The following is a 25577-nucleotide window of genomic DNA, read 5'->3' as shown; positions in this document are numbered from 1 at the left end:
AATAAGTTGAAGGGCTTGCTGAGAGGAGTGGGAATGAACCAGCCTACGAAATTACCGGGGCATGAAACGGCGTCACATCGTGCAGCGCAAGAATCCCATTTCGTCACCCATGACGGCACTTCGCTGTTCTATCGTTTCTGGCCTGCCCGCTCTGAAAAACCGAAAGGCGTTATCGTTCTTCTGCATCGCGGCCATGAGCATAGCGGACGTGTGAGCCATCTCGTGGATGAGCTCGGGCTTGATGATTATGCATTCTATGCCTGGGACGCACGCGGCCACGGAAATTCTCCGGGCGTGCGCGGCTTTTCGCCGTCCTTTGGCGCTTCGATCCGCGATCTCGATAGTTTCGTTGCCCATATCCGCAATGAAACCGGCGTAAGAAACGAAGACGTGGCGCTTATTGCGCAGAGCGTTGGCGCCGTTCTGGCGAGCGCATGGGTGCATGACTATGCGCCCAATATCCGTGCGCTGGTCATGGCCTCCCCAGCCTTCGACATTAAGCTTTATGTGCCTTTCGCCAAAGAGGGCATCGCGCTCTGGCAGAAACTCAAAGGCACGTTCTTCGTCAATTCCTACGTCAAACCGCAGTTTTTGACCCATGATCGGGAGCGCATTGAATCCTATCGCACTGATCCGCTGATTACACGGCCGATCGCCTCGCATATTCTGCTTCAGCTTTATGAGGCGGCAAAGCGCGTGGTGGATGATGCGCGGGCGATTACCGTTCCGACACAACTACTCATTTCCGGCAGCGATTTTGTCGTGCGGCCAACTCCACAGCATCGCTTTTTTGAGAACCTCGGCAGCCGCATTAAAGAGCGCCATGTGCTCAAAGGTTTTTACCATGACACGCTGGGTGAACGGGATCGCAAACCGGCACTCGCGCTGATCCATGATTTCATCGAGGCCCGTTTTGCGGAGGCACCACAACGCGCCGATCTGACGGAAGCGCATATTGCAGGCCATACGCGCGATGAGGCTGACAGACTATCAAGTCCGCTACCGCTGCTTTCACCGCGCGGGCTTTACTGGACATCGACGCGCGCCTCTATCGGCTTCGGCTCGCTTTTGTCCGAAGGTCTGAAAGTTGGTCGTCGTACCGGTTTCGATTCAGGTTCCACGCTCGATTATGTCTATGAGAATGAAGCGCGGGGCTTGGGGCCCGGCGGCAAGCTCATCGACAAGCAGTTTCTGGAAGCCATCGGCTGGCGCGGCATTCGCCAGCGCAAAGTGCATCTTGAGGAACTGATCAGACACGCCATCAGGCGGCTGGAAAGCGAAGGTCGATCAACCAATATCGTCGATATTGCCTGTGGGCATGGCCGTTATGTGATTGATGCGGTGGTGCGGGCGGGCGAATTGCCAAACAGCATTCATCTTCGTGATTACTCGCCGATCAATGTGCTGGCTGGACGCAAGCTCATCAAGGATCGTGGTCTTGAAGCAATCGCTCATATGGAAGAAGGCGATGCCTTTGACGAGGAAAGCCTTGCAAGCATCACGCCGCAACCAGACCTTGCGATTGTGTCCGGGCTTTATGAGCTTTTCCCGGACAATGCGCTCATTAACCGGTCGCTTTCAGGCCTCGCTCGTGTGCAGCAGCCGGGCTCACTGCTCATTTACACCAACCAGCCATGGCATCCGCAGCTTGAAATGATCGCGCGTGCGCTCACGTCACATCGCGGCGGACAGGCATGGGTGATGCGCCGCCGTACACAGGGCGAAATGGATCAGCTTGTCGAAAAGGCTGGATATCGCAAAATCGAACAGCGCACCGATCAATGGGGAATCTTTACTGTATCGATTGCCGAACGCATCGGAGACGACGCAGCGTGATAACAAGACCGGCAGACCATGGTGGTTTACCACGGCGGGCTGTGATCCGCCGCGCAATCGCTTGGCTTCTGTTTCTTGGACCGTTTTTCTATCTGACCTATGGCACGGCCAACTGGCTTGCATCTCTCCATGATGACGTGCCAAACCTCGCTTTCAACTGGGAAGGCCATGTTCCCTTTATCGCGTGGAGCATCATTCCCTATTGGTCTGTCAATATGTTTTACGCGATAGCACTTTTCGTCAATGACAGCCCGGAACAGGTAGACAGGCTGGCAAAGCGTTATCTCACCGCGCAGATTATCGCTGTCCTATGCTTTGTAGCCTTTCCGCTGACAGCCACATTCGTCAAACCTGCGACCTCCGGCCTGCCGGGTTTCATGTTCGATGTGCTGGGCGGGTTCGACAAACCATTCAATCAGGCGCCTTCGCTGCATATCGCGCTTTTGATCATTATCTGGGATCAGATGCGTCGCGTGATGGGCGATGTAATGCGTGTGGTCTGGCATGTCTGGTGTCTGCTGATCGGATTGTCGGTGCTAACCACCTATCAGCATCATGCGGTTGATATTCCGGCAGGGGCTTTGCTCGGGCTGTTCGCGCTATGGCTTTTCCCACGCAACACGCCATCGCCTTTGGCAGAGTTTCACATCACATCCGACCTGAAATCGCGGCGGATCGGTCTTTATTATCTTGCGGGGGCAACAGTTTTTCTTGCGCTGGGTGTCCATGGTCTGAGCATCACCGGCTACGCGATTTTCTGGTTCTGGCCCGCAACCGCGCTTGCAATCGTGGCGCTCGGTTATTTCGGTGCGGGTGCCGGTATTTTCGAAAAACAGACAGACGGTGCGGTCAGTCTTGCGAGCCGCTTGTTGCTCTGGCCTTACCGCTTCTTTGCCCGACTGAATGTCCGCTTCTGGACGCGCAGGATTCCAGCCCATGTCGAGCTTGGCGACAATGTTTTCCTCGGACGTTTCCCAAAGGCTAGAGAACTGCAGTTTTTCTCGACCGTCATTGATCTTGCATCCGAAATGGTGCCACCCGCGCACTCTATCGACTGGAAAAGCTACGGCACGATTGATCTCATCAAGCCTCCCGCAGAAAAGCTACGGCTCGCATCAGATGCGGTCGAAGTCGCACGCCATCACGGTCCGGTGCTCATCTGTTGCGCGCTGGGCTTTCAGCGCAGCGCCACGGTTGCAGCCCACTGGCTTATCAAAACGGGACGTGTGAACAATCAACGCGAAGCCGAAGCGCTGATCCGCGCAAAAGGCTGGCCGGTGCATCTGCACACAAGTGAGGTGCATGAATGAGCGCGCAGGCATCAAGCATCGCAGCAAGTTTGCAGCGAAATGCCTATCTCGCCATTGCGGTGGCCCTATTGATATTGGCTGCCGCTCCGTTTTTGCGCGTCGTGCATGACCTCACCTTCTGGCTGGTCTGGCCGATCCTCCTTGCGAGTGGTTTGGTCACTCTCGGAATTGCCGCTCACCTGCTGTTTGATGCAGCACTTTTTCGGCTGGTTGCCGCAAATCCCATTGAAGAGGCAGGACTGATCGAACTCGACAGGACGCTCGAAAAAATGGGCCTGCGTAAAGCAATCGGCCCCACCCGCCCGCTCGTCGAACGGATTGCCGGCTCCCGGCGCATCATCGGTCGTTTGCGGTTTTTTCTGGCACTAGCCATTGTGCTGTTCATTCTTCTGGCCTTCGTGCCACATGGTCAGGAGCTTTGATATGCGGGAGCTGATCCGCCAGCAGGTGCAATCGATTTTCGGCTCGTTTCTGGCGATCCTGTCGCGCGGGATTACCGGCGTTCGGCCCATCTGGAGCGGCACCGGACCCTCGCGCAATCAGCGCATCTATTTCGCCAACCACACCAGCCATGGTGATTTCATTCTGCTTTCCTCCTGCCTCAATCAGGAAGAACGTGCGCGCACCCGCGCCGTCGCTGGTGCTGATTACTGGCGAGGCAATGCCGTGCGCCAGTTCATGGCTGAAGTGCTGTTGCGCACTGTGCTTGTGGAACGCAACTGGGTGGAACGCACACAAGATCCCATGGAGGTGATGCTGAAAGCGCTGGCCGATGGTCATTCGCTCATCATCTTTCCCGAAGGCACACGCAACATGACCGATGAGGCGCTGCTGCGTTTCCGGTCCGGCATTTACAATCTTGCGCTGGCACGACCAGATGTTGAACTGGTGCCGTGTTGGATTGAAAACATGTCACGCGTCTTGCCAAAGGGCGCAATGCTGCCCGTGCCACTGCTTTGCCGTGTGATTTTCGGTGCGCCGGTTCAGCTCCATGAGGGAGAGGATCGCAAGGAATTTCTCACACGCGCGCGCCAGAGCCTTCTCGATATTCAGCCTCAGAATGGTAATCACCCATGAGCGAAACGACCCAACTCTTCCTTGGCCTCATGGGCGTTCTGGTCACAGCCAGTGCCGTTGCCGGTGTGTTGTCATGGCGTGCGCCAAAACCGCTTTCATCCACCCTGGTCAACCTCAATGCCCGCATCAAGGCATGGTGGATCATGGTCGGCGCCATGTGTATCGCCTTTCTCTTCGGAAAAGGCGGCGTGATCGTGCTGTTTGCGCTCATTTCATTTGCGTCATTGCGCGAATATGCGACGCTTACACAAACCCGTCGCGCTGACCATCGCGTGCTGCTTGGCATGTTCCTGCTGGTCATTCCAGTGCAATACTATCTAATCTGGATCGACTGGTACGGCCTCTATTCCATCTTCATTCCGGTCTATTGCTTCCTCGCCATGCCTGTGCTGACGGCCCTTTCCGGCGATACGTCGCGCTTTCTCGAACGCATCAGCGAACAGCAATGGGGTATCATGCTCTCGGTCTATTGCATCAGCCATGTGCCTGCGCTGATGACTCTGGATATTCCAGGCTATGAGGGCAAGAAATTGCTGTTGATCGCATTTCTGGTGGCAACCGTACAGGGCAGCGACGTGCTGCAATATGTTTTCGGAAAATTGTTCGGCAAGCATCGCATTGCACCCAATATTTCGCCGTCCAAAACCTGGGAAGGCTTTGTCGGAGGAGTCGCGAGCGCATCACTTCTGGGGGCTGGACTTGCCTGGCTCACACCGTTTTCGCCATTGCAAGCTGGTGCGCTGGCCGCGACCGCTTGCGTCATGGGCTTTTTCGGCGGGCTTGTGGCATCTGCCATCAAGCGTGATCGCGGGGTCAAAGACTGGGGACACATGATCGAAGGACATGGCGGTATGCTCGACCGCGCAGACAGTCTTGTCTTCTCAGCCCCTGTGTTCTTCCACATTGTGCGGTATTTCTGGGCGTAACCCCCAGCACCGAATGTGACGAAACAAAGCCTTGAAAACCCGAAATGCAGTAAAAACTTGTTACCCGGTTTTGCAGGTCTTTATTTCGCGATGCCTTTTATGACCTTTAAGCCTTTCTGGGCGGGTTCCGTTTTACCGGACCCGCTCTATCTGTTTGCTCGGGTGGGAAATGCAAAAGAACTGAAAGGTTGAAACGATGAAAACTGCGGGTATCTGCGCTTTTATTATGACGACTCTCACGGCTGGCAGCGCTTTAGCGCAAGGTCAGGCCACAGCACCACAGATGACGCCTGAAGCGCTCTATAAAGCAGCTCAGAACCAGCTTGGCATCGTCGAGTATTGCAAAGACAAAGGCTTCGCGACACAGGAAGACATCGACAGCCAGCAGTCCATCATGAAGATCATGCAGGAACCTGCCGACAAGTCAGGCCTTGAAGAAGCGCAGGCCGCAGGCCGCAAGGGTCTTGTCCAGTCACTTGGGCAGGAAACCGACGTTGAAGATTACGCCAAAACCTCTGGCAAGAGCGTCGAGCCGTTCTGCCAGCAGATTACCACAGCCATTAAGCAGACAGCCGCGCAGCTGCCGAAATAAGCTTATTTTTGCTGCAATGGAATTCTCTCCATTGCAGCAGCCTACTTTTGCCAAAATGCAACACCGCTAAATAAGATGAGTATATTTCTCATATATTATTGTGTTTCAGCGAATGCATAACTATGGTGCCGCAACAAAATGTGGTGCCCTCCTTGAACCGATCCGACAAACACAATCTGCCTTCGGCTTTTCCTCTGCAAGAAATTGCAGATATCGATGCCGCTATTACAGATTATTACGACGAACTGTGCCGCGCAGTCCGTCGGCGTGGGCACGCCTCCTCCAATGCGAATGAAGTCGTCCACGATCTTTATGTGCGCCTGAAGGATCGCGGAACCGATCTTCAAGGCAAATCGTCGTTACGCGCCTTTCTTACACGTGCTGCGATCAATCTGGGTCTCGACCGCTTTCGCCGCGAACGCTTTGAAGCCGAACTCTTTTCCGGCACAGAGGAAGAAGCCGCAAACATTGCAAGCAAGGTTACAGATCCTGATCTGGCACTGGATATGCCACGCCGCCTCGCTCGTCTGCGCGATGCGATCATGGAACTGCCATTGAAACAGCGCCGCGTTTTCATCGCCCATCGCATTGGCAACCTACCCCCGGATGAAATAGCAATGCGCTTTGGAATCACGCGGAATATGGTGGACAGACACCTGCGAAAAGCGCTTATGCATTGCCTCATTCGACTGGACGAACTGGACCAGGCATAATGAACCCAGCATCAAAAAAAACGAACGAGGCTGAGCGACAGGTTCAGGAACAGGCAATCGACTGGCTGCTTCAATTGCAAGCCGCCCCCGATGATGAAACGCTTATCGAAGCTTGTGCACTATGGCGCGCAAGTGATACCCGACATGAACGCGCATTTGCTAAAGCCGCCCGCGTGTTCAGTGATAGTCGTTTTCTACTGTTAAACGATACAGATTTTGCAAAAAATGCTGCACGAAAGCCGAATTATCCGATTGCTGCTGCTTTAAGCTCGATGCTTTTCTTCGCTGCCCTTACCGGTGGTTTCATTGCATTTGATGGCCCGATGCGCCTGCGGGCGGATGCTATTTCGACAAGTAGCGAAATGCCCGTCATTAAATTAAGCGATGGTTCCACCGTTCAATTGAATGCCGGATCGGCAGTCGCTTTTGATATTACGAATGATGGACGTCAAGTACAGCTATTGCGCGGCGAAGCCTATTTCATTGTCGCACCAGATCCGCAGCGCCCTTTCAGGGTTAAAGCTGCAAATGGCGAAGTGACAGCCCTTGGAACTCAATTCGATGTAAAGTTAAAAGATAGTGGTGCAGATGTGGTTGTGACCGAACATGCGGTTCAGGTTCAGACAAGCGCGTCTTCATCAGCCTTCAACCCACTCGATACGTTACGGCTGGATGAAGGACAGAGCGTTTCATACGACAGCCGCAATGGCATTGGTCAGGTCGCGATGATCGATCCGGAACTCGCTGCATCCTGGAGAAGCGGTCGTCTCGTTTTTGAGGACCAGCCGCTTGAGCATGTCATCGAAGATATTGCGCGCCACCTTCCCGTTAAGGTGATGATCACAAGCAGCAACCTTGCCGAACGCCGGATAACAGGCTCATTTGATCTGACGGCCCCTTCAACCGCACTTGATGATTTTATCAAAGCTTTTGATCTCAAAGCAATACGTGTGGGATCACTCCTGACGGTACTGCATAATTAATTTTCGATCAGATGTCCCAAACATATCAACTCATTCGTCCAGTCTTTGAAAGGCAATTTGCGCGCATGCGCTAGAGCCTCAATACCAATGCCCGACACCAACGCCCTGACCGTTGAGACTGGAAACGACATGAAAATCCCCTCTTCGCGCATTCTCAACGTCTGCGCACGTCCATTGTTTGCATCGCTGCTTATGAGCGGCACCGTATTGAGCGCGTTCATTGCCACGCCTGCTACGGCGCAGGCGGCACCACAGGCAGTCGCGGTCAACATTCCGGCAGGAGGGCTTGCAAACAGCCTCAACCGTCTTGCAGTGCAAACGGGTCTTCAGATCGCTTTTGATGCGTCTGTCACCAGCGGTTTAAGCACATCCGGCGTCAAGGGAATCATGACACCTGCGCAGGCGCTTGCGACGCTGCTGCGTAACACAGATATTGACTATCGTTTCACCGGCGACCGCACGGTACGCCTTGAGCGCGAAACGGGTGCAAACAATACCGCTGCGCCTGTCAATAACGGTTTCTTGCAACTCGACACCATCACCGTCAGAAATATTACTGGTGTTGATTTTGCCGAGCTTGATCCGCGTGTGTCGCAGATCACCTCTGAACAATTGCAGTAGGCACAGGCTTCAACAATTCCTGAACTCGTGAAAAAGACACCCGGCGTTTCCATGCTTGGCGGCGTGCGTACCGAAGGTCAATCAATTGCGGTCCGCGGCTTTTCACGTCAGACCGACGTGCGCATTCTGCTCGACGGCGCACCAAAGAATTTCGAAAAATACGATCAGGGCACAATCTTTGTAGAGCCAGAATTGCTCAAGCGCGTCGAAATCGAAAAAGGTGCAACCACTGTTCGTTATGGCAATGGTGGCTTCGGCGGCACGATCAGGCTTGAGAGCAAGGATGCAGCAGATATGCTGCGGGTGGGCGAAAATTGGGGTGCATGGGGCAAGACCGCATACCAAACAGCAAACAAGCAGTTCCTGGAAACTGGCGCAGTCTATGGCCGCTCCAATCTCGGCACGGGTATTGATTTCGACGGTATTGCCAGCCTGACATGGCGCAAAGGCGACAACATGCGTGTTGGCGGCGGCGAGGTCTATAGTTACTCCAATTCCGAGCTGACTTCCTTTTCCGGCAAACTATCTGGAGAAGCGGCAGGGCATAAACTAACTGCGTCTGTACTTTACGGCGAAAGTGCCAACTGGGGACCCCTCGCCGCTATTCGCGGAGAGTTTGAGCCGAGTGTTTATCAAATCCAACGATATGGGTATCGGGGTGCCGTGCAAAGAATGCTTGCATGGCGAGAGCTGAAAGATTTCACATCGGTTGTCGAGCACACCTATGATGGTGACAGCGATCTGGTGAACACGCGGATCATGGCGAGCTATTCATCCACCGATATGCATGCAGAACGCTTTCCCGGTGTGGAAGGTTCGGCATCCCTTGGCGGGACGGAAAACGACGCAAAATATTCTGATTTTCATATCGAAGCAGAAAATACTTCAAATTTTCAGCTTGGCGGCATCGATCACAGCCTGAACTACGGTGTGCAGTTCAATCATCACGTTCGTGATGTGACAATGTTCTACAAGGGTTATGAAAATCAGGCTCAGTATAATTACGGCTATTTCGCGCCGTGGATAATGCCTGCCGGAAAACAGGACGTGACATCATTCTTTATCCGAGACAAGATCGGACTAACTGACAAACTGATCGTCACCCCGGGCATTCGCTATGATTATATTCGTTCAGAAGGCGAGCCTAATGCCGCGCCTCGTTATAATGATCCATCCGCAGGTCACGATTACTCCGCGGTAACGCATCACGGTTTCACACCGGCGGTCAGCGCGTCATACCAGATTACACCCGCAACACGCCTGTTTGTTGACTGGGCCTATGCAATGCGCGCGCCCAACATCGATGAAATCTATTCGGTGCAGAGTGCGGACACGAAAACATCCAGATCAAGTCGCGGTCTTTCGGTCGAACGCAATAACACGGTCAACATCGGCGCTGATACATCGCTCAACAGCATCTTTACAGATGGCGATATGTTGATGGTTCGCGGCTCTTTCTTCAACAACAAGGTTACAAACCCCGTCGGAAGACGCGTCGGTAGTAAAAATAATGCCGGACTAGATTACAGAGAGGCTTCCTTCTACTGGAACATGCCTTCCTACTATTCGCGCGGTTTTGAATTGGAAGCGCATTATGAAAACAGCTTCTTATTTGCAGACGCAAGTCTCACCTATATGATCGGCAGGCGTCATGGGACGCTTAATAATATCCATGGTCCCGATAGCTATATCAACGACATCATGCCAACCACTGCCATAACCACGCTTGGCTACAAACTTCCTGATTATGACATCAACTTTGGCTGGACCGGCACTTTTGTCGATCATCAGAACAGAACTGGTTACGTCAAAGATGATCTGAGTTTCAAACGACCAAATGCACCCGGCTATGCCGTCCATGACCTGTTCTTCAATTGGGCACCTACAAAAGGCGTCATGAAGGATTCTGAACTGCGGCTTGGTCTTGATAATATATTCGACAAAGAATACGAGCCTTATCTCAGCGACGGCATCACAGCTATGCCGGGCCGTAATTTCAAGGTTTCGTTTAGCCGGAAATTCTGATGAGAAAAACGGACTGAAACCACTGGTTTCAGTCCTTTATTTTTTAGCGCCGGGAAAATTTAACAGGTGCCGTAATCGTCTTGTTAGCATCCGGCGGAGGTGCTGGGACAGGCGAAGCACGCTGAACCAATGACAACACTTCACTGTCGAGCTCCGGCCATCCCGAAGATCTTGCGAGCGAAGCAGACAGAACCTTGCCGCTATCATCGATGCGGAAGCGAACATAAACAACGCCTTCTTCCCCGCGTGATTTCGCAGCAGAAGGGTATTTTTTACGACGCTCAAGATGCGCCATAAGACGTGACTGCCAGCGGGCCGGTGTCATTGAAGATGCGAATAGGCCAGACGCCGATTGGCGTGCGGCATTCCGGTTTGTCTGCGCCACCTGAGCTTGGGCCTTGACCGCCTGCTTGGACGACGCTTGCTCCTGCTGGCGTTGTTTAACGGGCGTCTTCTTAGTATCCTCTTTCTTTACAACTTCTTTTTTAACAACCGGCTTTTTCTCAATCTCTTTTTTGGGTTCCGGAGGAGTAGGCTTCGCTATCGGAAGAGGGACTTCAACATTTTCGAGTTGTGCAAGTTCTTCTTCTGGATGCACTTCTTCCGGTTCAACCGGAGTCGGTTCTTCCTGAGCACTTTCTTCTTCTTGAACTTCAGGCTCTTCTACGGGTTTTTCGACTTTCTCCGCAGGTGCACTGGCATCAGCTGTTTCCTGATCGGGGGAAATCTCGTTTTCCTCCGTCGTCATTGCTTCCGGTGTCTCAGCCAGTTCGATCATGATTGCTGCCGGAGGCGTATCATCCGCCATCGCCATTTCCGGTTCACGCATCAGCCACATTGCAGCTGCAACGTGAACCGATAGCACAACAAAACATGCCCCCGCCCAAAGTGCTAACTCACTCACGCCGCCACGCAGATCGTGGTTGTCGCTATTACCGTTCATGACAGCTCCGCCCATACAGGCGTAACAACGACCTTCTCTTTACGGCGAAAATCAGAAAGCATCTGCCCGTGATTGATCATGCTAAGCAGATCACAATCAAGGCATGCAAGGCGTCCGTCTTCCGTCTGCAAAGCAAGATCGGCAATTGTAAAATCATCAAAAGCAGCAACAAATGATCGCTGTGCGGCTTGCAACAAATGCCCGAAGGCAGACCCTGTATTATTGTCTTTTGCTGCTTCAGCCGGATTGTCAAAACCAGGCTGCATCAAACGCAGCACAGTGCCAACGTTGATGGCATCCGGCTCACAAGCAAGCCGAATGCCGCCCCCGCGCCCCCGCGTGCCGACCAGAAAACCGTGATGAATGAGATCCGAGACGATCTGCGCTGCATGATCCTTCGTCGTGCCCGTCGCTTCTGCAGCCTCACGTGTCGTGACAGCTTGGCCGCCCGAGTTACGGGCGCAGAGAACGAGCAATTCAATCGAAAGTTCGGCTTGTCTGGTAAATCGCATCACATGAATCTTTTCTGGTGTAAACCTTTTCAGAAACATGGCCCCATCAACATGTGGCCTTTACGATATGTGAGGATCAAGCGAAGATTTCACGCACCAGCGCATGAACGCGACGGAAAGCAGCTTCTGCTCCCGCAACAACGCGTTCTTCTTCAACTTCTGTGAGATCAACTTCATCCAGTGCTGCGGTAAATGTACGCCAATGCAAACCACGGCCTTCAGGCGCGCCAGCGAGATGGCGTGCGCCAAACTCTTCTGACAGTTCTAGCTTCAGTGCTTCTTTGAGGAGGAAAGCAGCGCCAAGGTTGGAACCTTCAGCAACGTAAAGCCAGCCAAGTGCGGTCGGCAGATCAATTTCAATGCCTTCTGCAAAAGCAGGTGCTGCATCGGGTGCTGGCAGCTCAAATCCAAGATCGATAAGATCCTGACCAACCTGTTCGAAGCGGCGGCGGCCCTTCAGGTCTGGAAGCAACGCATCAAGAGCGGCATCGTCATAAAGAACATTGATATCGCGGTGGAACTGATACTGCACCTGCACAAACATTGCATAGCGGTCACGGCTGGAAAATGGCTTGCCTGCCATGATGCTCTGGTCAAGGCGCTCATGCGTTCCTGTGGTACGCGCCTTTAGACGTTTCGAGCGGGGAAGAGCAACGGGCTGCTCAAGTACGGCGGCATCAGTCATATCGTATGTCCCTGTTATCTGGCATGTCTTCGGTTCGAACCGGACATTAACCTCTCCATTTACTAAGACGTTTGAGCGACCCATCTTTTGCAATCCCGAGACGGAAAAAAATGCTTCGGCACAAAATGTCGCACCTTTTAACTGCTAGAAATCGAAGTTGAAGCCCAGCTGAACAGTATGCTTGTCGATCGAGCTGGATGACTTACGGCTATTCGCGATATTCGAGCTGCCGATGTTGTTTGTATGTTCATAAGCCTTTTCTTCTTCGGTTTCGCAATTCAAACTGCCATAAAAGTCACCCAAGAACTCATTTGGTGGAATGGTGACGGGAACAACATAATGCTTCGACCGCATCACATGACGTTGCGAAACAACAGCAAGTAATTTCCGATCGATCGTCGTAATTGCTGCTATTATCAACTTAATATTGCGGGTTTTTTTAGATGAAATTCCGCAATCGGAACCGGACGGCCAAACAGCCAGCCTTGACCAATGGCATCTTTGTGCAATTCAAGCACATGCTCGGCCTGTTCCGGTGTTTCCACACCTTCAACGACCAGCTTTAGCTCAAGGCGCGCGGCAATATTACAAATATTTTCGACGATTTCTGCGCTCACGGCCTCGGTGCCAATAGCCTGTGTAAACATGCGATCAATCTTAATGCCGCTGATAGGCAATTTTGCCATATAAGCTAGATTCGAATATCCGGTACCGAAATCATCGATGAAAAACTCATAGCCTCTAGCCCGATAGGACCTCATTCCTTCGATGAGCTGTTCATGATGCGTGGTTGAGCGTTCGGTTATTTCGAGAACGATTTGCTGGGCAGAGATGTCCAGGCGGCTTCTTTCATCATCAAGAAAAACCAGGATTTTAGGGTCAACAACATCATCTACCGATAAATTGAGGCTGATATAGAAATCGCTGTGCTTTTGTAGCAGCAACCTCATTTCCTCCAGCGACTTACGGATGATTATACGTGTTAGGTTTTTGATGTCGCCTTGTTCTTCTGCTATCATAATAAATACATCGGGGGGTATCTCTGCGCCATGCTCATCAGACAGTCGCGCAAGCACTTCGGCACCCTTCACATGACCGTTGCGAAGCGACACCAGCGGCTGATAAACAACCGTAATACGTTCTTCGGTAATTGCTCGCTTTATCTGTTGTGGTAGCGACGAGTAACCATGCCGCCACCGAATAGCGGCCACGCCCAGTCCACTGCCAGCAAGCGCTCCAAAGGCCACAAGTGCCATAAAGACGCCGGTTGGTTGTTGAAAAAGGCTGACTCCCGATAACGACGCGATCACACAAATATCAATCTCGTCAGAGCAGCCTGAAACTACGCGATGAGAACGGATGTCATACCACGCCAGCTTCTCGGGCGCTTGCATTGTCAACTGGCTGGCATCACCAAATGTACGATAAATATAATTGCTGCTTCGGCTCAAAACATGAGCGCTCAAATTTGGCTCTGGCTTTTCATAAGACTCAAAGGCAACAGGTGAAGTAAACACGATCCCCGCACCATGCGTAACCATATCGACAGGCCCGAGATGTTTTCCAATGCCCCTTGCGTTGGCCCAGAGTCGGTGTCCGCCATCTACTTCCCGATCTGAGACCGGCAATTCGATGGGAGGGGATAATTTGCCCCATAACGCTGTACAGACTATATGATTATCCTCTACGCGACCGATATCACGAAGATAACGTGCGTTAAAAGCCAATCGCCTCAATTCCGTGATATTCTCGTCAGAACAAAAATCTTCGCTACTGTTGTTGACGATCGCAAGTGTATTCCTGCCAGACTTTGCGACATTTACTGAGTGTTTTAACAGGTCGTCGCGGTATTCATTCAAACGAATATAAGAGAGACGAACCAGTTCGAGCTGCCCCAAAAATATAATTATTCCCACGCCAAGACATGCGGCGAGCGCAACAAACCACCGATCTCCGTTGTTACGCAGCCTTGCCATCCGAAAGAACGTCTCCACCCGGCGAGTCAACGCCCCACATATTAGATGACGCTATACAAGTCTTTTAACGAAGCCAACGGGCGAGATACGGAATTTATCAATAAAATGCCAATAAAAATAGGTTCCTTATTAAATATTCAATTACACACTGAGTATTCGAAACCATCGTTAAAAATTTAATTTTATTAAATTTTTAACGATGGTTGACGACACGGACCAGAACCGTAAATTAGTCATCCATGAACAAAATTATGATCGACCAAGACTATCTTATTGAAAAGCTCGCTGCGTTGCTGGCAATTCCAAGCCCTACAGGTTTTACGGATGAAGCGGTGCATTTCGTTGCCCGCGAACTGGAGCGGCTCGGGCTTGAAGTTATCCTAACGCGGCGAGGGGCGATCCGCGCACGCCGCAGCGGCAAATCGAGAAAGCCTGCGCGCGGTATCGTCTCCCATGTCGATACGCTTGGTGCGCAGGTCAAGTATCTCAAGTCCAATGGGCGGCTTGAGCTTGTTTCAATCGGCAACTGGTCGGCACGATTTGCAGAAGGTGCGCGCGTTTCGATCTTCTCTTCCAAAGGCACCTATCGCGGCTCGATCCTGCCGCTGAAAGCCTCCGGCCACACCTTCAATGAGGAAGTGGATACGCTTCCCGTTGGCTGGACCTATATCGAGCTGCGCGTCGATGCGCTGGCCCGCAACAAGGAAGACCTCATTGAGCTCGGCATCGACGTTGGCGACATTGTCGCCGTCGATCCTATGCCGGAATTCATCGATAATGGCTTCATCGTCTCGCGCCATCTTGATGACAAGGCGGGCGTTGCAATCATGCTGGCATCGCTCGAAGCCATGCAGCGGCTCAATGTCGAAACACCGGTCGATACATACTGGATATTCACCATAGGCGAAGAAGTTGGCGTCGGCGCTTCTGCAGCCGTTGTGCCGGATATTGCCTCGCTGGTGGCGATTGATAACGGTACCACAGCCCCCGGTCAGAATTCGTCCGAATTTGGCGTGACACTCGCTATGGCGGACCAGACCGGGCCTTTCGATTATCATCTGACCAAGAAGCTTTACGAGCTTTGCGGCGAGCACGATATCCCGGTGCAGAAGGACGTTTTCCGCTATTATCGGTCTGACGCGGCATCTGCGGTAGAGGCTGGCCACGATGTTCGCACGGCGCTTCTGGCCTTCGGTGTCGATGCGTCGCACGGCTATGAACGCATTCATTTGAGCGCTCTTACATCGATTGCAAAGCTTACTGTTCACTATGCAATGAGCGAGGTTGAGATCAAGCGCGATGCAGAGGAAACGACCAAAGGTCTCAAGGGCTTTACGCATCAGACATCGACCACGGCCGAGCAAGATCTGAGGCCTGAAGATAGCCCGACGGAATAGCTGAAAACAGCACTGAGAATTTAAAGGCGGGGCATCCCGCCTTTTTTTCGAGCGCGTCCCTAAAAGCGTAAAGCGGGTGCGGTCACGCAAATTAATTATGATAATTTGTTGATATACGTCATTTACTCCCTATAAATAATAGCCTGACAGATTTGCAGGCAGATATGGCCAAACGAAAGGAACCGCTGATGAAGAGGTTATTTCGCGCCGTTTTGACAGCGGCCACTCTGGTTCTGGGTTCAGCGACATTTCACGCTGGCGCGCAGACACCGCCCGATGTTCTGATCGTCGGGCAGATTGCTGAACCGCAATCGCTTGACCCGCACACGGTCACGGCAACAAATGATTTCCGCATCCTTGTGAACATCTATGACGGTCTGGTCCGCTATAAGGATGGCACGCTGGAAATCGAGCCGGCGCTTGCTGAAAGCTGGACCATTTCAGACGATGGCAAAACCTATACATTCAAGCTGAGACAGGGCGTGAAATTCCATGACGGTTCGGATTTCAACGCGGAAGCGGTCAAATTCAACTTCGAGCGGATGCTGAACAAGGATCATCCGTTCTATAACACCGGACCGTTCCCCCTCTCCTTCAACTTTGAATCCATTGAAAGCGTCAATGCGCTCGATGCAAACACCGTCGAGTTCAAGCTGAAAGAACCGTTCGCGCCCTTCTTGTCAAACCTCGCCTATCCGACCGGCTTGATCGTTTCGCCAGCAGCGGTTGAACAATATGGTGCGGAGTTTGGCCGTCATCCTTCCGGCACCGGCCCATTCAAATTTGCCGAATGGCAGTCTGGCCAGCGCGTGGTGGTCGAGCGTAATCCCGACTACTGGGATACGGCGCCGACCTTGAACGCGATTGTTTTCCGTCCCATCACCGACGCCAATACGCGCGTTGCTGAAATGATGGCAGGTGGCATCGATATCATGGTCGAGGTGCCGCCGGATAATCTCGCGACCTTCAAGCAGGATGCAAATTTCGCTGTCGCAGAACAGGCGGGACCGCATGTCTGGTTCAGCATCCTCAACACCAAAAGCGGTCCGTTCGCCGACAAGAAAGTTCGTCAGGCTGCAAACTATGCAGTCAACAAGCAGGGTCTGGTCGATAATGTCCTGCAAGGTTCTGCAACTGTCGCGGCCGGTCCGGTGCCACCTGCATTCAACTGGGTTGATGATAAAACCGAGCCTTATCCCTACGATCCGGAAAAAGCCAAGGCGCTGTTAAAGGAAGCAGGCGCTACCAATCCTGAACTTACTTTCTATGTGACAGAAGGGGGCTCAGGCATGCTCGACCCGATCAATATGGGTGCGGCGATTCAGGCGGATCTTCAGGCCGTCGGCTTCAAGGTGAAGATTGAGACCTACGAGTGGAACACCTTTCTTGGTCGTGTGAACTCCGGTCTCGATGGCAAGGCAGACATGGCTGAAATGGCATGGATGACCAATGATCCCGACACGGTTCCATTTCTCACGCTTCGCACCGAAGCCCTGCCGGACAAAGGTGGCTTTAACTCGGGCTATTATTCCAATCCGAAAGTTGATGAATTGCTGACCAAGGCGCGTACATCGACCGATCAGGCAGAGCGCGGCAAGCTTTACGGCGAGATTCAGTCTATCGTCCACGACGATGCGCCATGGCTCTTTGTTGCCAACTGGAAACAGAATGCTGTCACAACAGCAGCCGTTCAGGGCTTCAAGCTCCAGCCGTCATTCCTGCTGCATCTCAAGGATGTGACCAAACAATAAAGCACTGCGCCAGCGTTTCAGTCGCTAGCGCAATTTTGCTTGAGCACATCCCGAAAAGTGGGAACCGGTTTTCGGGGCAAATGTGCGTGAAAACAAAAAGGTTTAGAGCGTCGATTTGATTTTATTAGATCGAAGCGCGTTCTAAACAGAGCGGAGGAGGGCTAATGCCAGCCTATATCTTCAAGCGGCTCATAGCGGTCGTTCCCGTTCTTTTCGGGCTGTCCATCATCGTGTTTCTGGTGATGGCATCAATTCCCGGCGATACTGCGACAGCTCTGCTCGGCTCTTATGCAACGCCGGAAAATGTCGAGCGTATCAATCGTGATCTCGGTCTCGATAAGCCACTTATTCAGCAATATTTCATCTGGATCGGCAATCTGCTGCAGGGTGATTTCGGTCGCTCCTTCGTGCTCAACCGACCTGTTCTCGATGAAGTGCTGGAACGTTTTCAGGCAACGCTCATTCTGGCGGGCGTTGCGCTTGTACTCTGTTCGATCTTCGGACTTTTTGCAGGCATTGTCTCAGCCGTTCGTCAGTTTGGCTGGGCAGATCGCACTATCACCTTCATCGTTTTGGCAGGCATTTCGATCCCGTCATTCTGGCTTGGTCTTCTGCTGATTTATCTCTTCGCAGTGCATTGGCGCATCCTTCCGGCATCGGGCATGTATGCAGTCTATGGCGGCGGCGATCTCAAAGACCTGATCTGGCATTTGATACTACCAGCATCGACGCTTGCGGTCGTTGCTGCCGGTGTGATTGCCCGGCTGACGCGCGGCGCTATGCTCGAAGTTTTGCGTCAGGATTATATCCGCACCGCACGCGCCAAAGGGCTCAATGAGCGTCGCGTTATTTACGGTCACGCCTTTCGTGCAGCCCTTGTCAGTGTCATTCCCGTTATCGGCATTCAGGCAGGCTTTGTGCTGGGCGGTGCGGTCTATATCGAGACCGTGTTTCAATGGCCCGGTATCGGCGCCATGCTTGTGAAGGCAATTTCGACCCGCGACATCCTGCTTGTGCAGGGCGGCGTGCTGATCGTGGCAGCTAGCTATGTGCTGTTCAATCTGCTCGCCGATGTCCTTCAAACCATGCTTGATCCGAGGATACGCACATGAGCGCCCTTTCGGAAACCTACACCACAGCCGCTCCTGCACGTCTGTCATCATGGCGTCTGCTGATGAGCAATCGTCTGGCAGCTTTTGGCTTTTTTCTGCTCGCGCTCATCTGCGTGCTGATAATACTCGTGCCCATCCTGCCATTGCCCAACCCGGATGCGACAGCACCTGCAAACCGGTTGCAACCCGTCTTCTCCGCAGGTCATCTGCTGGGCACAGACCAGCTTGGACGCGATATTCTGAGTCGCCTTCTCTGGGGCGCCCGCGTCTCGATCGCGGTAGGCTGTGCAGCCACGCTGATTGCTGCCGTGATCGGCTCGGCTATCGGCATCGTCGCAGGCTATGCAGGCGGGCGCACCGACAACCTTATGATGCGTGGCATCGATATGCTGATGGCCTTCCCCTATATCCTGCTGGCTCTTGCAATCGTTGCAGCGTTGGGACCGGGATTGATGAATGCGCTTTATGCAATTGCCGTGGTCAATATCCCGTTCTTTGCACGTAATGTGCGCGGCACAACACTCGGCCTTGCCAATCGCGAATTTGTCGATGCTGCCCGGCTTTCCGGCAAAGGGCATATTTCAATCCTGCTTACCGAAGTGTTGCCCAATGTGTTGCCGGTTATCGTCATCACCATGTCAACCACGGCAGGCTGGATGATCCTTGAAACGGCAGGCCTCAGCTTTCTGGGTCTTGGTGCGCAGCCGCCACAGGCTGATCTTGGCTCGATGCTCGGTGAAGGCCGCGCGCAGATGTTCACGGCACCGCATGTTTCAATCGTGCCGGGCCTGATGATCTTTCTGATTGTCATCAGCCTCAATGTGCTGGGCGACGGCATCCGCGATGTGCTTGATCCCCGTTTGCGCTCCGGTGCCCTTGCCCGCCCCGGCTCGGTAACGGCAATCGCCAAGAACAGAACCGCGCCCAAGACGAGGATGCTGGATGCAGCTCTCGCGGTCGAAAAGCTCGAAACAGGCTTCGTCAACAATAGCAACTACACGCCTGCGGTCAACAGTGTTTCCCTGCATCTTAATCGCGGCGAATGTCTTGGCCTGATTGGCGAAAGCGGCTCAGGCAAAAGCGTCACCGCGCTTTCCATCATGAAGCTGGTCGCTTCTCCACCCGGAATGATCCGCAACGGCGCCATCTATCTTGACGGCAAAGATGTACTCGACATGAGCGAAACCGAACTGGCCGCCACGCGCGGCAGCAAGGTCGCCTATGTCTTTCAGGATCCGTTGACCACGTTGCACCCGATGTACTCAATCGGCAAACAGGTCGAGGAGGCAATCGCAGCGCATAGATCGATCAGCGCATCCGAACGCCGGGTAGAAGCTATCGCCTTGCTGGAGAAAGTGGGTATTCCGGATGCAAAGGAGCGTGCAGATCATTACCCGCACCAGCTTTCCGGTGGTCAGCGTCAGCGTGTCGGCATAGCCATGGCACTCGCAAATGATCCCGACATCATCATCGCCGATGAGCCGACGACCGCACTTGATGTGACCGTACAGGCGCGCATTCTTGAGCTTTTACGCGATCTACAGCGCGAACGCGGCATGGCGCTTTTGTTTATCACTCATGATTTCGGCGTCGTTTCTGAAATCTGCGATCGCGTTGCCGTCATGAAAGACGGGGTGATCGTCGAGACCGGGACCGCCAGAGAGGTGCTCGCCAACCCGCAACACAGCTATACCAAGCGGCTGATTGCCTGCGTGCCGGAACTTGGCCACGGCAAGGACTTTTATGTGCGCGTGGCAAAGCTATTCAGCGGCAAACAGATGGAGGCCGCCACATGAGCCAGGCTGCAATCAGTGTCCAGAATCTGAGCAAAACCTTTGGTGGCGGACGCTCATTTTTCGGCAAACAGCGCCATGCTGTTGAAGCGGTCAAGTCTGTGTCGTTCAATCTCGCGCGCGGCGAAACACTGGCAATCGTAGGCGAAAGCGGCTCGGGAAAAAGCACTCTGGCGCGAATGCTGGTGGGGCTGACAGAGCCGAGCGACGGCACGATGAAAATCGCGGGACAGGATGCCAGCGTACTTCGCCGCTCTGGTCCGCGAGCTTTTGGCAAAATGATCCAATATGTGTTTCAGGACCCCGTGGCGTCGCTTAATCCGCGCAAGACCATCCGACAGATACTGGAAACACCCCTGAAGCTGCTGGGTGAATTGGATAGTCAAAAGCGCCAAACGCGTATGGAAGAACTGCTTGATGCCGTGCAGATGCCAAAAGATACTCTTCTGCGCTACCCGCATGAGTTTTCCGGCGGGCAGGCCCAGCGCATCGCGATAGCCCGCACACTAGCCGCAAATGCCGAAATCATCGTACTGGATGAGCCGGTCAGTGCACTTGATGTCTCCGTTCAGGCGCAAGTGCTGCTACTGCTCGATGAGCTTAAACAGCAGTTCGGACTGTCCTATCTCTTTATCAGCCATGATCTTGCGGTGGTGGAAGCTATCAGCGACCGCGTTGCCGTCATGTATTATGGGGAAATCGTCGAGGAAGCGACCGCCGAGGACCTTTTTGCGAACCACAACATGCCTATACACGTCAGTTGATAGACAGCGCGCCGCGTATGAAAAGAGAGTAGCAAGGTATGGCCTCCGAACGAAGCACCAAAACGCGTGCCGCCTCACTTAACAAAGCGAAACGACGCCCGGAGGTCATTGCTGAACGTATCCGGCAGGTTATTCAGACTGACGGTCTGCAACCCGGCGATCGCCTGCCGCAGGAAAAAGACCTGATAGACCAGTTTAAGGCGGCAAAAGGTACCGTGCGTGAAGCAATGAAGGCACTGGAAACGCAGGGCCTGCTTTTCACACGCACCGGCCCAGGTGGGGGTGTATTCGTTGCCGAACCATCGACACAACACGCAATGGAAATGCTCGGCAATTATTTCTTCTTCGACCAGCCAAGCCTTCAGGAAATCTACGCCATTCGTAAATTGCTGGAGCCTGAGATCGCTGTATCCCTTGCCGGCAGGTTGAGCAATGATGATCTGGAGAAACTGGAAAGCACGATGCGGTTTTACGACCGCCCTCCGACCAATCTGGACGACCAGTTTCAGCAGCGTGTGGCAGAACTCGATTTTCATACACAATTGGCGCAACTCTGTCCAAATCGGCTTCTTGGGTTCATGTGTGGTGTTTCGCACAATCTGCTGCGCAATATGCCTGTGGCGCGTGCCATTTATGCCGATCCCACACCTGCATCTCGCGAAGAAGGCCTGCTTTTTCAGCATCGCCTTTTGACGGCTCTGATGGAAAACAGGGTCGAAGATGCACGTAAAATCGCGCTGGAACATATGATTTCCGCCGAAAAATACATGCTCTCCAAAGAAAACGAACTGAAAAAAGCACCAAGCGCATAAAAATCAGAAATTTCGGAACCATACCGGCGCGCATGCATTAGCAACTATGCAGGCCGCCGCCAAAACTCACGCGACGGCCTCATTTTTGTAGATTACAATGGAGGTTTCGACCCTTTTTATGTGTGGAATTTGCGGAGAAGTCAGGTTCGATGGTGCGACACCGTCGGTTTCGGCAATCTCGAAAATGGCAGACATTCTTGCCCCCAGAGGGCCAGACGCTTCTGGCATCGTTGTGCGTGGCAATGTCGGCTTTGGACACCGGCGATTGAGAATTCTCGATCTGTCGGAGAAATCCCAGCAGCCCATGATCGACGCCGATCTTGGCATAAGCGTTGTATTCAACGGCTGCATTTACAATTTCCGCGAATTGCGTGCAGAGCTCGAAGCCAATGGCTACCGCTTCTTTTCCGATGGCGACACGGAAGTTATTATTAAGGCATGGCACGCCTGGGGCGAAGAATGCGTGACGCGCTTTTACGGCATGTTCGCCTTTGCCATCCATGAGCGCGATACCGGGCGTGTGATTTTTGCCCGCGACCGTTTTGGCATCAAGCCGCTTTATCTGGCAGAGGTCAGCGGCGCTTTGCGCTTTGCCTCAGCGCTGCCTGCCCTTGTGAAGGCTGGTGGTGTAGACACCTCAATCGACCGCGCGGCACTGCATAATTATATGAGCTTTCATGCCGTTGTACCGGCTCCCCGCACCATCTATAACGGTGTGCGCAAGCTGCCTGCGGCAACGATCCGTGTTTATCAGGCCAATGGCGAGTTTCGCGACCGCATCTATTGGCAGCCGCCGCATAGCCGTCTGGCTGGCGACAGCGCTATCAGCCGTGAAGAGTGGCAGGAGCAGCTTCTTGATATGTTGCGCATCGCAGTTAAGCGCCGCATGATTTCTGACGTTCCGGTTGGTGTTCTGCTTTCGGGTGGTGTGGATTCGAGCCTGATTGTCGGCCTTCTTGCCGAAGCAGGTCAGACCGGCCTTATGAGCTTTTCGGTCGGTTTTGAAGAAGCCAACGGCGAAAAAGGCGATGAGTTCGTCTATTCCGACCTGATTGCCAAACATTTCGGCACCGATCATCACAAGATTTTTGTGCCGAGCTCTGATTTGATGGATGCGCTTCCTGGTACGATTGCCGCCATGTCGGAACCAATGGTTTCCTACGACAATGTCGGCTTTTATCTGCTGTCGAAGGAAGTTTCCAAACATATCAAGGTGGTGCAATCCGGTCAGGGCGCCGACGAGGTCTTTGCGGGCTATCACTGGTATCCGCCGCTGGTCGATTCAAACGACGTAGTAAGCGATTATGCCAAAGCGTTCTGTGACCGCTCGCATGAGGTGCTTAAAACCCAGCTGTCTCCCGACTGGATGACAGATCGCGACCATAGCCGCGAACTTATCGAAGAGCATTTATTGCGAGATGGCGCTGACACACCCGTTGACCGCGCACTTCGTCTCGACAGCAATATCATGCTGGTGGATGACCCTGTCAAACGCGTCGATAACATGACAATGGCGTGGGGGCTGGAAGCCCGTGTGCCGTTTCTCGACCATGAACTCGTGGAACTTGCAGCACGTATGCCGCCAGAAGAAAAGCTGCGGAATGGCGGCAAGGGCATTTTGAAGGACGTCGCCCGCAAGATCATCCCAAGCGAGGTAATCGACCGTAAGAAGGGATACTTCCCGGTGCCGCAGCTTAAATATATCGCTGGTCCCTATCTCGATATGCTGCGCGATGCGCTTTCATCGCAACAAGCACGCGAACGCGGACTGTTCCAGCGTGATTATCTTGACCGCCTGTTTGCCAACCCTTCTGACCATATCACGCCTTTGCGTGGATCGGAGCTTTGGCAGGCCGGACTGCTTGAAATGTGGCTTCAGACGCAAGAGGCGGCGTGAGATGAAAAAGACAGGTGAAGTTGAAATGACGCGGCAGAAAGCAAGGGGCAGAAACGCGTTCTCGCACCGGCTGACACGACTGCGTACACCCGAAAGCGCTGGCTTTTATCAGGAACATCTGTCCCGCCAAACAGAGCAGAACGTACACAACCCCAACCGTAACACAGTGCTTGATTGCGGTTGGGGACGCCTGCTATTCGCGCAGACCTTTGAAAGCAACGAAGCGATCATTGAAGCGTTGCGCGCCGAGGCTCCTTTAAGCCGTGATATCCTGTTTTATGTTAGCGATCCACATGTGCTGCTATCGCTTGCACCACAGGAAATCTTCCTCGATCCGTCGCACACCTATCGGCTGGAGCTTTCCAATTATCGGGCAAGTAACCGCAGCACACGCGGCATCACCATTCGCCGCGCTATATCTGAGATCGACGCTGACGGCATTAATGCCGTCTATGCGGCCTGTGGTATGGTGCAGTTACGCGACGACTTCTTTTCCTGCGAGCGTGACAACCGCGCTGTTACCTATTTTGTCGCTCAGGATGACGCGACGGGCGAGATTGTCGGCACAGTCACAGGCATTAATCATCAACGCCTGTTCAATGATCCCGCTCAGGGTGGCTCACTCTGGTGTTTGGCTGTGCATCCGCAGGCACGACAACCCGGCATCGGCGAAAAGCTCGTGCGCAAGCTTGCGGAGCATTTTCAGGCTCGGGGACTCAATCATGTTGATTTGTCTGTTCTTTACGACAATGACAATGCAATCCGGCTTTATGAAAAGCTGAAATTCCGCCGTGTGCCGCTTTTTGCTATCAAACGCAAAAACGCGATCAATGAGAAGTTTTTTGCCCAGCCGATCAATTCCCTTGATGCACTGAACCCTTATGCGCGCATCATCGTTGACGAAGCGCTTCGCCGTGGTGTGCATGTGGACATTACCGATGCGGAAGGCGGCTTTTTCCGTCTCTCGCATGGCGGACGCTCAATCCACTGCCGCGAAAGTCTTTCTGAAATGACATCGGGCGTTGCTATGTCGATTTGCGATGACAAAGCCGTCACGCGCCGAACAGTGGCAAAAGCCGGTTTGAGCGTACCTGAGCAAATCGCGGCGGATGCAGATGACAAAACGCTTGAGGCTTTCCTTACCAAACATCACAAACTCGTCGTAAAGCCCGCGCGAGGTGAACAGGGTCGCGGGATTTCCGTCGGCATCACGACGATGAAAGATCTGCGCGCGGCCATCAAGCAGGCACGCGAAGTTTGTAATCAGGTTCTGCTAGAAGCCTGTTTTGAAGGTGAAGATCTGCGATTGGTAATTATTGATTACAAGCTGGTTGCCGCCGCTGTGCGTCGCCCGCCGCGCGTAATCGGTGACGGCAAATCAACCATCCGCCGTCTTATTGAAGTGCAGTCACGGCGCCGTACGGCTGCAACGGGTGGCGAAAGCCGCATCCCGCTGGATGCTGAGACCAAACGCTGTCTTGAACAGCAAGGTCTGACGCTTGATGATGTGCTTAACGACCGCCGCGAGATCACGGTGCGTAAGGCTGCGAACCTTCATACTGGCGGGACTATTCACGATGTCACGGCCACTGTGCATCCAACTCTGGTTGATGCCGCCTGCAAGGCTGCAAGCGCCATTGGGATCCCCGTAGTCGGAATTGACTTCATGGTGAAATCACCCGAGAGGTCAAACTACGTTTTCATCGAAGCCAATGAGCGGCCGGGACTTGCCAACCACGAGCCACAGCCAACTGCCGCGCGCTTTGTCGAGTGCATGTTCCCTCAACTATAAGTTATTTTTGAGATACAGTTGATTAATCCCTCAGATTTTCTAATCTGATCGGATTAATCA

Annotated in this window: 23 protein-coding genes and 1 pseudogene; 18 read left to right on the top strand and 6 right to left on the bottom strand. The window is 53.2% G+C overall.

Annotation, left to right across the window (positions count from 1 at the left end):
* Positions 1-33 precede the first annotated feature (33 nt).
* The 8 genes from RI570_RS13655 (at position 34) to RI570_RS13620 (ending at position 7437) form a co-directional block, all read left to right on the top strand.
* On the top strand, positions 34-1836 hold the full coding sequence (locus RI570_RS13655; RefSeq protein ID WP_313829103.1) for a bifunctional alpha/beta hydrolase/class I SAM-dependent methyltransferase: 1803 nt from the start codon (positions 34-36) through the stop codon (positions 1834-1836).
* Positions 1833-3146 (top strand): phosphatase PAP2/dual specificity phosphatase family protein, encoded by a 1314-nt coding sequence (locus RI570_RS13650; RefSeq protein WP_313829102.1) that lies wholly within the window; start codon positions 1833-1835, stop codon positions 3144-3146. The genes RI570_RS13655 and RI570_RS13650 overlap by 4 nt, the downstream gene beginning before the upstream one ends.
* On the top strand, positions 3143-3568 hold the full coding sequence (locus RI570_RS13645; protein ID WP_313829101.1) for a hypothetical protein: 426 nt from the start codon (positions 3143-3145) through the stop codon (positions 3566-3568). The genes RI570_RS13650 and RI570_RS13645 overlap by 4 nt, the downstream gene beginning before the upstream one ends.
* A gap of 1 nt (position 3569) precedes the next feature.
* A complete protein-coding gene (locus RI570_RS13640) occupies positions 3570-4223 on the top strand; it encodes a lysophospholipid acyltransferase family protein (protein ID WP_313829100.1) in 654 nt (217 codons plus the stop codon).
* Positions 4220-5149, top strand: coding sequence for a phosphatidate cytidylyltransferase (locus RI570_RS13635; protein ID WP_187547827.1), 930 nt, complete (start codon positions 4220-4222; stop codon positions 5147-5149). The genes RI570_RS13640 and RI570_RS13635 overlap by 4 nt, the downstream gene beginning before the upstream one ends.
* Before the next feature lie 226 nt (positions 5150-5375).
* Positions 5376-5741 carry a hypothetical protein gene (locus tag RI570_RS13630; RefSeq protein WP_313829098.1) on the top strand — a complete coding sequence of 122 codons (366 nt, stop codon included), beginning with the start codon at positions 5376-5378 and terminating at the stop codon, positions 5739-5741.
* A 143-nt stretch (positions 5742-5884) separates the two neighbouring features.
* On the top strand, positions 5885-6454 hold the full coding sequence (locus RI570_RS13625; RefSeq protein WP_313830043.1) for an RNA polymerase sigma factor: 570 nt from the start codon (positions 5885-5887) through the stop codon (positions 6452-6454).
* Complete coding sequence (locus RI570_RS13620) at positions 6454-7437, top strand: FecR family protein (protein ID WP_313829096.1); 984 nt, start codon at positions 6454-6456, stop codon at positions 7435-7437. The genes RI570_RS13625 and RI570_RS13620 overlap by 1 nt, the downstream gene beginning before the upstream one ends.
* Here the strand turns inward: RI570_RS13620 and RI570_RS13615 are convergent.
* Complete coding sequence (locus tag RI570_RS13615) at positions 7434-7568, bottom strand: hypothetical protein (protein WP_313829095.1); 135 nt, start codon at positions 7566-7568, stop codon at positions 7434-7436. The genes RI570_RS13620 and RI570_RS13615 overlap by 4 nt on opposite strands.
* Here RI570_RS13615 and RI570_RS13610 point away from each other — a divergent pair.
* On the top strand, positions 7567-8058 hold the full coding sequence (locus RI570_RS13610; protein ID WP_313829094.1) for an STN domain-containing protein: 492 nt from the start codon (positions 7567-7569) through the stop codon (positions 8056-8058). The two genes, RI570_RS13615 and RI570_RS13610, sit on opposite strands and share 2 nt — an antisense overlap.
* Positions 8059-8073: 15 nt before the next feature.
* Complete coding sequence (locus tag RI570_RS13605) at positions 8074-10083, top strand: TonB-dependent receptor domain-containing protein (RefSeq protein WP_313830042.1); 2010 nt, start codon at positions 8074-8076, stop codon at positions 10081-10083.
* Positions 10084-10126: 43 nt separating this feature from the next.
* On the opposite strand, the gene RI570_RS13600 is transcribed toward RI570_RS13605, so the two are convergent.
* From RI570_RS13600 to RI570_RS13580, 5 genes are all read right to left on the bottom strand, one after another.
* The gene (locus RI570_RS13600) at positions 10127-11026 is read right to left on the bottom strand and encodes an energy transducer TonB (RefSeq protein ID WP_313829092.1); all 900 of its coding nucleotides are present in this window, start codon (positions 11024-11026) and stop codon (positions 10127-10129) included.
* Positions 11023-11577, bottom strand: a complete 555-nt coding sequence (locus tag RI570_RS13595; protein ID WP_313829090.1) for an RrF2 family transcriptional regulator — start codon at positions 11575-11577, stop codon at positions 11023-11025. Before RI570_RS13595 ends, RI570_RS13600 begins: the two co-directional genes overlap by 4 nt.
* 37 nt (positions 11578-11614) lie before the next feature.
* The gene (locus RI570_RS13590) at positions 11615-12223 is read right to left on the bottom strand and encodes a biliverdin-producing heme oxygenase (RefSeq protein WP_313829089.1); all 609 of its coding nucleotides are present in this window, start codon (positions 12221-12223) and stop codon (positions 11615-11617) included.
* A 144-nt stretch (positions 12224-12367) separates the two neighbouring features.
* A complete protein-coding gene (locus RI570_RS13585; RefSeq protein ID WP_313829088.1) occupies positions 12368-12643 on the bottom strand; it encodes a hypothetical protein in 276 nt (91 codons plus the stop codon).
* Positions 12640-14199, bottom strand: coding sequence for an EAL domain-containing protein (locus RI570_RS13580; RefSeq protein ID WP_313829087.1), 1560 nt, complete (start codon positions 14197-14199; stop codon positions 12640-12642). Before RI570_RS13580 ends, RI570_RS13585 begins: the two co-directional genes overlap by 4 nt.
* Positions 14200-14438: 239 nt before the next feature.
* Between RI570_RS13580 and RI570_RS13575 the strand changes: the two genes are divergently transcribed.
* From RI570_RS13575 to ngg, 8 genes and pseudogenes are all read left to right on the top strand, one after another.
* On the top strand, positions 14439-15596 hold the full coding sequence (locus tag RI570_RS13575) for an osmoprotectant NAGGN system M42 family peptidase (RefSeq protein WP_313829086.1): 1158 nt from the start codon (positions 14439-14441) through the stop codon (positions 15594-15596).
* A gap of 188 nt (positions 15597-15784) precedes the next feature.
* Positions 15785-17347 (top strand): ABC transporter substrate-binding protein, encoded by a 1563-nt coding sequence (locus RI570_RS13570; RefSeq protein ID WP_313829085.1) that lies wholly within the window; start codon positions 15785-15787, stop codon positions 17345-17347.
* A 164-nt stretch (positions 17348-17511) separates the two neighbouring features.
* A complete protein-coding gene (locus tag RI570_RS13565; protein WP_313829084.1) occupies positions 17512-18459 on the top strand; it encodes an ABC transporter permease in 948 nt (315 codons plus the stop codon).
* Positions 18456-20255 carry a dipeptide/oligopeptide/nickel ABC transporter permease/ATP-binding protein gene (locus RI570_RS13560; protein WP_313829083.1) on the top strand — a complete coding sequence of 600 codons (1800 nt, stop codon included), beginning with the start codon at positions 18456-18458 and terminating at the stop codon, positions 20253-20255. The genes RI570_RS13565 and RI570_RS13560 overlap by 4 nt, the downstream gene beginning before the upstream one ends.
* Positions 20252-21048, top strand: a pseudogene (locus tag RI570_RS13555) (ATP-binding cassette domain-containing protein). The gene RI570_RS13560 and the pseudogene RI570_RS13555 overlap by 4 nt, the downstream one beginning before the upstream one ends.
* Positions 21049-21054: 6 nt before the next feature.
* Entirely contained in the window at positions 21055-21828 is a 774-nt protein-coding gene (locus tag RI570_RS13550) for an FCD domain-containing protein (RefSeq protein ID WP_313829082.1), read from the top strand.
* Between the two features lie 118 nt (positions 21829-21946).
* Positions 21947-23725, top strand: a complete 1779-nt coding sequence (locus RI570_RS13545) for an N-acetylglutaminylglutamine amidotransferase (protein ID WP_313830040.1) — start codon at positions 21947-21949, stop codon at positions 23723-23725.
* 1 nt (position 23726) lies between these two features.
* Entirely contained in the window at positions 23727-25517 is a 1791-nt protein-coding gene (gene ngg, locus RI570_RS13540; RefSeq protein ID WP_313829081.1) for an N-acetylglutaminylglutamine synthetase, read from the top strand.
* Positions 25518-25577: the final 60 nt, after the last annotated feature.

The organism is Brucella pseudogrignonensis (genome assembly GCF_032190615.1).
GTDB classification, from domain to species: Bacteria; Pseudomonadota; Alphaproteobacteria; order Rhizobiales; family Rhizobiaceae; genus Brucella; species Brucella pseudogrignonensis_B.
This window is presented reverse-complemented; position numbering and strand designations above follow the sequence as displayed.